The organism is Candidatus Cloacimonadota bacterium (genome assembly GCA_034722995.1).
GTDB lineage: Bacteria > Cloacimonadota > Cloacimonadia > JGIOTU-2 > JGIOTU-2 > JAGMCF01.
In genome coordinates, this window is sequence record JAYEOL010000048.1 from 34,211 (window position 1) to 44,895 (window position 10,685).

Here is a 10,685-nt window from a genome sequence, read left to right on the forward strand (position 1 = left end):
GACAGCGTAATGTTTGAAAAATGATTTCAATAAAAAATAAAGCTGAAATTGAATTAATGCGTGAAAGTAACAGAATAGTTGCTGAAGTGCTCTATCAATTAGCTAAAATGATGAAACCCGGTATAAGCACATGGGAATTAAACGAAAAAGCGGAAGAAATAATTGCAAGAAATTCTGCAGAAGCTGCTTTCAAGGGTTATCAAATGGATGGATTGAATCCTTATCCATTCTCTATATGTGCCTCAATAAATAATGAGATTGTTCACGGATATTCATCAAAAGATAAAATTCTGCATGACGGCGATATTATTGGAATTGATGTTGGTGCGAAAAAAAATGGCTTTTACGGTGATGGTGCAAGAACATTTGCAGTTGGAAATATCAATGAAAAGAATAGAAAATTGCTTAAAACAACTGAATTGGCATTAAAAAGAGCAATTGAGCAATGTAAAGTTGGAAGTAGAATTGGAGACATTTCATCAGTAATTGAGCAAACAGCAAAACAGAATGGCTTTTATGTTGCAGACGGATTGACAGGACATGGTGTTGGAAGAGAATTACATGAAGACCCTATTGTTCCAAATATCGGTAAAAGTGGTAGGGGACCGAGATTGGTTGAAGGTATGACTATTGCTATTGAGCCAATGTTTAATATTGGTACATCCAGAACTGTTGAAAAAGAATGGGTATTTTTTACTGCTGATAATTCTAACTCTGCACATTTTGAAAATACAGTTTTAATTAAAAAAGAAGGTCCAGAAATTTTGACCTTATTGAAGAGAGATTAATGGCAAAGTCAGGTGTTATTGAGGTTGATGGTGTTGTAAGAGAAGCTTTGCCAGGCACAAAATTTATTGTTGAATTAGAAAATGGTCATCAAGTTTTGGCACATATCTCTGGAAAGATGAGAATGCATTATATCCGTATATTAGTTGGTGACAAAGTAAAATTAGAACTATCACCGTATGATCTGGATAAAGGACGGATTGTGTATAGGTATAAATAAATATATTTTTTGCTGGAGAAATTAATGAAAGTACGAGCATCAGTTAAGAAACTATGTAAGAATTGTAAAATAGTGAAAAGAAAAGGCACTATTTATGTGATTTGTTCAAATCCGAAACATAAACAAAGACAAGGTTGAAAATAGGAGGACTGATTTGGCTAGAATTGTAGGCGTAGATTTACCTAATAAAAAAAGAATAGATATCGGTTTGACTTATATTTTTGGTTTAGGTAGGTCATTGGCAAAAAAGATTTTAGATCAGGCAAAGATCGATAAAAATAAGAGAGTTAAAGATTTGACCGACAAAGAGATAATTTTGTTAAGGGATATAATTCGTAATGATTATGTTATTGAAGGTGACTTGAGGAAAGAGGCATCAATGAATATTAAAAGATTGATGGAGATTGGTTGTTATAGAGGATTGCGTCATAGAACAGGTATGCCCTGCAGAGGGCAAAGCACACATTCTAATGCAAGAACCAAAAAAGGTCCCAGATCTGGAAGGATTGTTAGAAAATAATAATATTAGGAGCACCTTATGGCTGTAAAGAAAAAGGCGGGTAAAATCATTAGAAAGAAGAAAACAAAGCTTCATGAATCAGAAGGTATTGTTTACATAAAAGCATCTTTTAATAATACTATTATAACCATTACAGATTTGAAGGGTAATGTTATTGCGTGGTCAAGCTGTGGTAAAATTGGGTATAAAGGTTCAAAGAAAAGCACCTCCTATGCGGCGCAACAGTCCGCTAAAGATGTTGCAAATACTATTACAAATATGGGTCTTAAAAGAGTTCAAGTTAAAGTTAGCGGGCCTGGTTCAGGGAGGGATTCAGCAGTCCGAGCTTTGCAGTCTCAAGGTTTGAGGATTTTATCTATTATAGATACAACGCCGATTCCTCATAATGGCTGCAGACCTCCCAAGAGAAGAAGAATTTAAGAGGTTATCTAATGGCAAGATATTTAAGATCAAAATGTAAATTATGTAGGAGAGAGGGAACAAAACTCTTCTTAAAAGGTGCAAGATGTTATTCAAATAAATGCAGTTTGGAAAGAAAAAATAATCCTCCAGGAGAGCAAAAGAAAAGGTTTCGTCGTAAAATGAGTGATTTTGGAATACATCTTAGAGAAAAACAGAAAACAAAAAGAATATATGGATTACTTGAAAAGCAGTTTAAAAATTATTTCAAAAAAGCTGCAAAGATGAAAGGCATTACAGGAGAAAATTTGCTCAGGCTTTTAGAAACTCGTTTGGATAATGTGGTTTTTCGTATGGGTTTTGCTCCATCAAGGAATTCTGCAAGACAACTTGTTAATCATGGACATATTCTTGTAGATGCGAAAAAAGTAGATATTCCATCATACATTGTAAAGCAAGGACAGTGCATTGAAATTAAAGATAAGAGTAGACAGATTCCCATAATACACGAGTCAATGGAAACGCACAAGTCTTTAGACCAATTTAATTGGCTTGAAGTTCATGCAGAAGAATTTAAGGGCTATGTAAAAAATTTGCCTACAAAAGATCAACTCCCACAGGAAATTGACGATAGACTTATCATAGAATTTTACTCAAAATAAATTATTAAAATAAACTGTAAAAAGTAACAGATACATAAATAATTTTAGGAGATTAAATGTTAGAATTAGAACCGATTCAATTACCGACTTCATTAGAAAAAGAAGAGGAAACTTATACTGAAAAATATGGTAAATTTGCAATCGGTCCCTTAGAATATGGATTTGGTACAACAATTGGGAACTCATTAAGGCGGGTTTTATTATCATCAGTTCAAGGTGGAGCTGTTCGTTTTGTTCGTGTAAGAGGTATGTTGCATCAATATAGTGCAATTCCTGGTGCAAGAGAAGATTATATAGAATTAATTCTAAACCTTAAAAATCTTGCATTACAGATTAATTCAACCAAAGAAGAAATATTAGAATTGAATGTTAAAGGTCCTGGTAAAATCACAGCAGCTCAAATTAAATGCCCCAAGGTTGTAAAAATTATTAACAAAGAATTATATCTTTTGGAATTGGTTGATGACATTGACTTTTCTATGGAATTATGGGTTGGGAATGGTATCGGTTATGTCAGAGAAAGTGAGCAAGTAGTTGGAGACAGACCTGTTGGGGTCATACCAATTGATTCAATTTATTCGCCTATACGTAAAGTAAATTTTAGTGTTGGAAAACAACGAGTTGATGAGAAAATAAATTACGACAAATTATTTTTGGAAATATGGACAGACGGAAGTATTTTACCTGAAAATTCACTTAGTCTTGCTTCTAAAATTCTTAAAGATTACTTTCTGGCGATTATGAAATTTGAGAAAGAGCCAAAATATATTAAAAGAGAAAAAATTGACCCTGAATTGAAAAACTTGCAGAAGCTTATGAAAATGAAGATTTCTGAATTAGAGCTTAGCGTTAGATGTAGTAATTGTTTATCAGCTGCAAAAATAAAATTTGTTAAAGAGTTGGTTGCAAGAACTGAAAATCAGATGCTTATATTAAGAAATTTTGGGAAGAAGTCTCTTGCGGAAGTAAAAAGTGTTCTGGATCGTTACGCACTTCATCTTGGAATGGATGTCAAAGATATTGAAAAACGGCTTGAAGCACTAAATAAAATTGAGGGTAAAAAGAAATGAAACATCGCATTAAAGGTTCATCAACATTTGGCAGAAGAAAAGCTCAGAGAAAAGCTATGCTTAATAATATTGCCTCTAACCTAATAAGGCAAAATAGAGTTAATACAACAATTGCCAAAGCAAAAGAAGTTAGTAGGATTGCAGATAAATTAGTTACACTTGGGAAAAAGGATACAATTCACGCAAGACGACAGGCATACAAGATTTTAGCAAATAGGGACCTTGTAAAAAAATTGTTTGATGATATTGCTGTTCGTTATCAAAATAGAAATGGCGGTTACACCAGAATTGTTAAAATTGGTTATCGCAAAGGTGATTCAGCGCCGATTGCAATAATAGAATTTGTTGAAGAAGATAAAAAATTTAAAGGAAAAGCTAAGTCGGGCAAAGCTAAAAGCATAAAGGAAAAAATAAGCAGTGAAATTAAAGAAGATAAAAAAGTTGTACAAAACAAAACCAGGTTAAAATCCAGACCTTTAGAAAGTAATAAGACTCAAATGAAAAACAATCAAATTCCTGAAGAAAAAGAAGAGCCAGAGCATAAAGTAAAAGATAAAAAGTCGCGTATTAAGAAAAAAAACTTGACAACTTGAAATATAAGGACATCTTTTTGATTAAATAATTTCCCCCCTAAAGCGGTTGAGAAATCGCTTAAAAGACCTCCTCAGCACAGGTAGCTTCCCCTCTGCCTGTGCTGTTTTTTTGTAAATTATCAATTAAAATTTTGCAAATTATACAACATCCCGAACTGTAAACCACAATCACTTGCATATATTTTCTCAATAGAAAAATAATTAAAAATTTCTTTTAGAATTAAAGAACCAGACAGAAGAATATCTGCCCTTAATGGATCAAAAGGAATTAGTTTTTTCGCTTCTTTATCCGAAATAGTAGACCATAATTTTACAAATTTGATAACATCTACTTTTGTTAATATCTGTTTATGAATTTTTTCAGGAATATATTTTTGTAATTTATTTTTTACAGCAACCAAAGTGGTAACAGTTCCACCAACTCCAATTGTATCAAAACTGAACGAAATTTTATTTTTAATTTTTGATTTGTTTAACATTTGTTTTATATAATTAATTTTTGATTGTGATTTGAGAAATTGATTATTCAGTCTTCTAATGCCAATCTTTAAGCTTTTTTGAACTAAAATATTGTTATCATAGATTAGTATAAATTCTGTGCTTCCGCCACCAATATCAAAGATAAGCATATTATGAAATTCGGGAAATTCTTTGATATTTGCAGAATAGATATATTTTATTTCTTCACTTTCTGACAGGATATAAAAAGGTAAGCCATAATTTATTTTTAACCAGTCAGAAATTTTTGTGATATTTTTCGATTCTCTTGAAGCAGATGTTCCAATTACTATTATTTTATTGCAGTTGAATTTTTTAGAGACGCTGATGTATTCCTTTAGTATATCTTCAGCTCTTTTGATTGCATTTTCTGTGAGCAAGCCATTTTTCATTCCTTTACCCAGCAAAGAAGTTTTTGCATCACGATGTAAAATATTCCAGTTAGTATTTTGTTTTTCAGCTATTAACAAAAGGACGGAGTTTGTTCCAAGGTCAATTATAGATGTAGTTTTTTTCATATTTGATTGAAATTAAAATCCTAAATTATAATTTTTTATATGTTCGTTTTTTATAACTATAATTATAGATATTCTGAATTTATAACTATGAAAATTTTAGTCTAAAAAATCTTTATTTATTTCCTTGATTAATTCATCAACAATACTTTTTTCTTGAATTATTTTTACTTTTTTTCCTTTTCTAAAAAGGAGTGATTGATTTTTACCGCCCGCGATTCCAATATCTGCCTCTTTGGCTTCTCCAGGTCCATTTACAACACAGCCCATTATGGCAATAGTGATATCTCTATTTATACATAATTTGTTGATTTCGGATTCTACTTTTTCTGCAATGCTGATTACATCAATCTCAGTCCGTCCACAGGTTGGGCAGGAAATTATAGTTGGTCCTTTTCGTAGTCCTAATGATTTTAGAATTTCTATTCCAACTTTTACTTCTTCAACCGGATTATCAGTTAACGATACTCGAATAGTATCGCCAATTCCTTCTGAAAGTAGAGTTCCTATCCCGATTGCAGATTTAATTGTTCCTGAAAATTTTGTTCCAGCTTCTGTAATTCCAAGATGAAATGGATAATCAACCAATTTTGCCATTTGTCTATAACTTTCAATTGTAAGAGGCACAGAGGAGGATTTTAGTGAAATTTTGATATCATAGAAGTCAAGTTCTTCAAATAATTTGATTTTTCGCAATGCACTTTCTGTAATAGCTTTAGCAGAAATTCCATATTCTTGTTTCAAATCTTTTTCTAATGAACCAGAGTTAACACCAATTCTAATAGGGATTTTTGCATTTTTTGCTGCAGATATAATTTTTTTTATTTTGTCACGGCTGCCGATATTACCTGGGTTTATACGAAGAGAATCTATGCCGTTTTTTACAGATTGTAATGCTAGGCGATAATCAAAATGAATGTCTGCAATAATTGGGATTGTGGTTAACTCTTTTATTTCAGGAATATTATTTGCCGAGTTCATATCTGGAATTGCAATTCTGACAATATCGCAACCAGCATCTTCCAATTGTTTGATTTGCTTGATTGTTGCTTCAGAATCTCTGGTATCAGTATTAGTCATTGATTGCACAGAGATAGGGGAGTTGCCACCAATTTTTACATTACCGATTCTTATTTCTTGCGTTTTTCGTCTTTTAATCATTTTAGATTTTCCTTTTCAAGAGTTAATAATTGCTTTTTAATTTCTATACCTGCTGAAAATCCGCCTAAACTTCCATCCAATTTTATAACTCTATGGCATGGGATAACAATAAGTAATGGATTGTTGCCAAGAGCATTTCCAACAGCTCTTTGAGCCGTTTTTCTCTTTATGTTTTTTGCAACTTCAAGATATGACATTGTTTTGCCAAATGGTATTTTATAAACAAATTCCCAAACCTCTTTTTGAAATTTTGTTCCGAATAGAAGAGTTGGAAATTCAAATTCTTTTCTAAGACCTGCAAAATATTCTTTCAACTGTGTAAGATAGATATTATTATTTAAGGATTTAATAAAAGCATTTGGAAAAAATTTATCAACCCATTTATCATTATAACAATTAATACTGACATTTAGTAATCCGTTCTTATTAAATAGTAAAAATATATTTCCAATAAAGGAATGCAATTTACTTTTATATATTGTATCCATAATAAGACAACCAACAGAAGAAATATATATTGTCAACTAAAATAACAATTTATTTGACAATAAATTTATGTTTTATATCTAACAGGCAAAAGAGATCATTAATAGGAAATCAAAAATTTGCAATATGAAAAAAAGGAAACTAACATCTTAAAAGATAACAAACAATATAACCTAAATAGTATAATCATGCAATAAATTATTCAGGAGAGAGTATGGAAAATAGACTGATTGATTACTTCATCTCACTGGTCAAAATTGATAGTGAATCCAGGAATGAACTTGCAATGGCAGAAAGAATGCGAGATGATTTAACGGAAATGGGTGCACAAGTTGTTTTTGATGATGCTCACGCAAAAACAAAAGGGAACATTGGTAATTTAATTGCCAGATTTCCAGGGAAGGTTGAAAAGAAACCTCTTCTGCTTTGTGCTCACCTTGACACAGTTAAGCCAGGCAAAGGAATAAAACCTGTGATTAAAGATGGGAGAGTATTTAGTGATGGCACCACAATCTTAGGAGGAGATGACAAATCTGGGATTGCTGAGATTGTGGAAGCAATAAGAAGGTTACAAGAAGAGCACTTTGATTATGCTCCCATAGAGGTTCTGCTCACAATTTCTGAGGAGATTGGATTATTAGGTGCAAAAAATTTAGATTATTCTCTTTTAAATGCAAAGGTAGGTTATGCTTTGGACAGCCATAGAATTGGTTCTGCCACCATACAAGCTCCATCATTAAATGTTATTGAGATTAAAGTTATTGGGAAAGAAGCTCACTCTGGCTCATGCCCAGAAAAAGGTATCAATGCAATCAAGGTTGCTGCTGAAGCAATAGCTAAATTGAAATTAGGTAGAATAGACAAGGAAACCACAGCAAATATTGGAAAAATCAGCGGTGGGCTCGCAAATAATATTATACCAAATACCGTAAGTTTAAGCGGTGAAATCCGCAGTCATAGTGAAGAGAAGTTGGAAAAAGTTACAAATGAGATAATACGAACATTTGAAAAAACTGCTCAGAAATATCAGGTTAATCTTGATGGCAAAGTTTATAAAGCGAAAGTAGATATAAAAGTTGATAGAGATTTTTCAGCAATGAAAATTGATTCTAATGAGCAAATAGTACAAATCGCATTAAAAGCTGCAAAGAATATTGGAATTGAACCAGGAATTGAAATTGGCAGTGGTGGAAGTGATTCAAATATATTTTATGATAAAGGTATCAAAATTCCTATTTTAGGTACCGGTATGAGAGATGTTCATACTTTAGATGAAAATATCAGTATAAACGATTTAGAGAGTGGAACACGCTGGATAATGGAGATAATAAAAGAATATAGTAGAATTTAAATTCTAAAACTGAAACCATAAATACTAAATAAATTTGTGAAAAAATATAATCTATCTACCTATCATTACAACTTTTGAGATTAGGCAGATGAAAGGAGATACAATGAAAAAATATTTACTGTCACCAGGACCTACACCTGTGCCGTCAGAAATATTGCAGGCTATTTCTGAGCCAATGGTTCACCATCGCACCCCAGCCTTTAAGGCGATGGTCGGTCAGGCAATTGAAGGATTAAAATATGTGTTTCAAACTAAAAACGATGTGTTAATTTTCACATCTACAGGAACAGGAGCAATGGAAGGTGCTGTTTCTAATGTGTTGAATAAAGGCGAGAAAGCAATCATTATCCGAAATGGCAAATTTGCTCAACGTTGGGGAGAGATTGCTGAAAAATATGGCATAGAGCCTATTTATGTTGATTTACCCTGGGGTACAGTTGGTCAGCCAGAAACCATAAAAAAATTACTCAACAAAAATCCAGATGTAAAAGCTGTTTATACTCAATTAACTGAAACCTCAACAGGTGTGGTTATGCCTGTTAAAGAGCTTGGGGAAATAGTTAGTAAAACTGATGCATTGCTTGTAATTGATGCAATCTCTGGTTTAGGTGGTCAGGAATTTTATATGGATGACTGGAATGTTGATATATGTGTTGCAGGTTCACAAAAAGGTTTGATGCTGCCTCCGGGACATGCCTATGCTGCTATTAGTGGAAAAGCGTGGAATAAGATTGAGACCTGCACACAACCGAGTTACTATTTTGACTGGAAAACTTATCGTAAGAAATTAGCTAAAAATACAGACCCGTTTACAGGCTCGGTTATTCATATCAAAGGCTTACTAAAAGCCATAGAAATAATTAAAGCGGAAGGTATTAAGGAAAGATTCCGACGCTATAAAGTATTAGCAAAGGCTTGTCGTGCTGCTGCACAAGCTCTTGGTTTAGAGCTATTCACTGGCACACCTTGTGATGTAGTTACTGCTATTAAAGTTCCGGCAGAGATTGATGGATTGGCTTTAGTAAAAAATCTTAGAGATGAATATGGATTTACGATTGCTGGTGGACAAGCCGGAGTCAAAGGCAAAATCTTCCGTATTGCTCATATGGGATATATTGAAAGATTTGACATTATAGCTGTAATCTCTGCATTAGAAATGGTGTTGAAAGATTTAGGCTGGAAATTTGAATGGGGTGCTGGACTTTCTGCTGCACAGAAGATTCTTGCGGAGGAGTACAAGTAAATTTGAACTTAAGGCAAAAATAGTAGTAAGATTAAAAGGCGGGAAAACAAATCCCGCCTTTTATGCACGATTTGTTCCAATATCTTAGATATACGAAAATTTATGTTAAATATTGGTAAGAGGTTGAAAGAGAGGTGATTTATTAGATTGATATTACAGGATTTTTAATCCTGTATTTTTAATAGAAACACCATTGCAAATGGTGTTAGATCAAAATAAAAGAAGTAAATTTACCAGTTTACTAATTTACTAATTTACTAATTTACTAATTCACTAATTTACTAATTCACCAAAACTATGACCCTAAAAATAAAATCTATTACCAAGCAATCTATTGCGAATAATATTGGTATTCAGACTAATGATATACTCCTTTCCATAAACAACCACCCAATAAACGATGTCATTGATTACCGATTCTATCAAGCTAATGAAGTCCTGAGAATTAAAATTGAGCGAAATAATAGACCAAAAACATATTTAATAAAAAAGGGTTATTCAGAAGATTTAGGTTTAGAATTCCATCCAATAAAATATCGCAGATGTAATTGCAACTGTATCTTTTGCTTTGTAGACCAGATGCATCCACAGGCTCGTCCATCACTTAAGATTAAGGATGATGACTATAGGTTTTCATTTTTATTTGGGAGTTTTATATCATTAACAAATTTATCTGAATCTGATTATTCAAGAATTATTAACCAGCGTCTATCTCCGCTCTATATTTCTGTTCATACAACAAATGACAATCTCAGAAAAAAAATTATGCGATATAAAACTCAATTTTCAATTAAGGATAAATTGAAATTCTTTGCTGAGAATGGAATTCAAATGCACACACAAATCGTTCTAATCCCAGACTGGAATGAAGGAAAGGAATTGGAAAGGACAATTTTTGGCTTGGCTGAGTTATATCCTTCTGTTCAGTCAATTGCTATTGTGCCAGTTGGGTTAACAAAATTTAGGGAAGGATTAACAAAAATCAAACCTGTTGATGAAGTTTTAGCAAAAAGAGTGATTTTTGATTCAATGAAATGGCGAGAAAAACTTAAGAAGAAATATGACACGGGTTTAGTAACATTAGCTGATGAGTTTTTTCTTTTAGCAAGAGAAGAAATCCCAGAAGAAGAATATTATGATGATTTTCCTCAAATTGAGAATGGTGTTGGGATGACAAGAAA

Annotated in this window: 14 protein-coding genes; 11 read left to right on the forward strand and 3 right to left on the reverse strand. The window is 32.5% G+C overall.

Translation table 11 applies throughout. The features are described 5' to 3' along the window. Nucleotides 1–20: 20 nt before the first annotated feature. From map to rplQ, 8 genes are read left to right on the forward strand one after another with little or no spacing between them, the layout of a single operon-like run. Nucleotides 21–788: a type I methionyl aminopeptidase gene (gene map, locus U9R23_05940; protein MEA3475956.1), complete on the forward strand. Its 768-nt coding sequence runs from the start codon at nt 21–23 to the stop codon at nt 786–788. Next, on the forward strand, nt 788–1,006 hold the full coding sequence (gene infA, locus U9R23_05945) for a translation initiation factor IF-1 (GenBank protein ID MEA3475957.1): 219 nt from the start codon (nt 788–790) through the stop codon (nt 1,004–1,006). Before map ends, infA begins: the two co-directional genes overlap by 1 nt. A 24-nt stretch (nt 1,007–1,030) precedes the next feature. Then, nucleotides 1,031–1,144, forward strand: a complete 114-nt coding sequence (gene rpmJ / locus U9R23_05950) for a 50S ribosomal protein L36 (protein MEA3475958.1) — start codon at nt 1,031–1,033, stop codon at nt 1,142–1,144. 16 nt (nt 1,145–1,160) lie between these two features. After that, on the forward strand, nt 1,161–1,526 hold the full coding sequence (rpsM, locus tag U9R23_05955; GenBank protein MEA3475959.1) for a 30S ribosomal protein S13: 366 nt from the start codon (nt 1,161–1,163) through the stop codon (nt 1,524–1,526). An 18-nt stretch (nt 1,527–1,544) separates the two neighbouring features. Then, nucleotides 1,545–1,946, forward strand: a complete 402-nt coding sequence (rpsK, locus tag U9R23_05960; protein MEA3475960.1) for a 30S ribosomal protein S11 — start codon at nt 1,545–1,547, stop codon at nt 1,944–1,946. An 11-nt stretch (nt 1,947–1,957) separates the two neighbouring features. After that, nucleotides 1,958–2,587, forward strand: coding sequence for a 30S ribosomal protein S4 (rpsD, locus tag U9R23_05965; protein MEA3475961.1), 630 nt, complete (start codon nt 1,958–1,960; stop codon nt 2,585–2,587). A 56-nt stretch (nt 2,588–2,643) separates the two neighbouring features. After that, complete coding sequence (locus U9R23_05970; protein MEA3475962.1) at nt 2,644–3,657, forward strand: DNA-directed RNA polymerase subunit alpha; 1,014 nt, start codon at nt 2,644–2,646, stop codon at nt 3,655–3,657. After that, a complete protein-coding gene (rplQ, locus tag U9R23_05975) occupies nt 3,654–4,250 on the forward strand; it encodes a 50S ribosomal protein L17 (GenBank protein ID MEA3475963.1) in 597 nt (198 codons plus the stop codon). Before U9R23_05970 ends, rplQ begins: the two co-directional genes overlap by 4 nt. A gap of 119 nt (nt 4,251–4,369) precedes the next feature. Here rplQ and U9R23_05980 read toward each other — a convergent pair whose 3' ends face one another. The 3 genes from U9R23_05980 to U9R23_05990 all read right to left on the reverse strand — a co-directional run bounded on the left by U9R23_05980 (nt 4,370) and on the right by U9R23_05990 (nt 6,912). Continuing rightward, on the reverse strand, nt 4,370–5,266 hold the full coding sequence (locus U9R23_05980; GenBank protein MEA3475964.1) for a hypothetical protein: 897 nt from the start codon (nt 5,264–5,266) through the stop codon (nt 4,370–4,372). Nucleotides 5,267–5,362: 96 nt separating this feature from the next. Beyond that, complete coding sequence (ispG, locus tag U9R23_05985) at nt 5,363–6,424, reverse strand: flavodoxin-dependent (E)-4-hydroxy-3-methylbut-2-enyl-diphosphate synthase (protein ID MEA3475965.1); 1,062 nt, start codon at nt 6,422–6,424, stop codon at nt 5,363–5,365. Next, complete coding sequence (locus U9R23_05990) at nt 6,421–6,912, reverse strand: methylated-DNA--[protein]-cysteine S-methyltransferase (protein MEA3475966.1); 492 nt, start codon at nt 6,910–6,912, stop codon at nt 6,421–6,423. Before U9R23_05990 ends, ispG begins: the two co-directional genes overlap by 4 nt. A 212-nt stretch (nt 6,913–7,124) precedes the next feature. On the opposite strand from U9R23_05990, the gene U9R23_05995 reads away from it, so the two are divergent. The 3 genes from U9R23_05995 to U9R23_06005 form a co-directional block, all read left to right on the forward strand. Next, entirely contained in the window at nt 7,125–8,261 is a 1,137-nt protein-coding gene (locus tag U9R23_05995; GenBank protein MEA3475967.1) for a M20/M25/M40 family metallo-hydrolase, read from the forward strand. A 103-nt stretch (nt 8,262–8,364) separates the two neighbouring features. Continuing rightward, a complete protein-coding gene (locus U9R23_06000) occupies nt 8,365–9,504 on the forward strand; it encodes an alanine--glyoxylate aminotransferase family protein (protein MEA3475968.1) in 1,140 nt (379 codons plus the stop codon). A 297-nt stretch (nt 9,505–9,801) separates the two neighbouring features. Beyond that, the coding region (locus tag U9R23_06005; protein ID MEA3475969.1) for a DUF512 domain-containing protein at nt 9,802–10,685 on the forward strand (884 nt) is incomplete at its 3' end.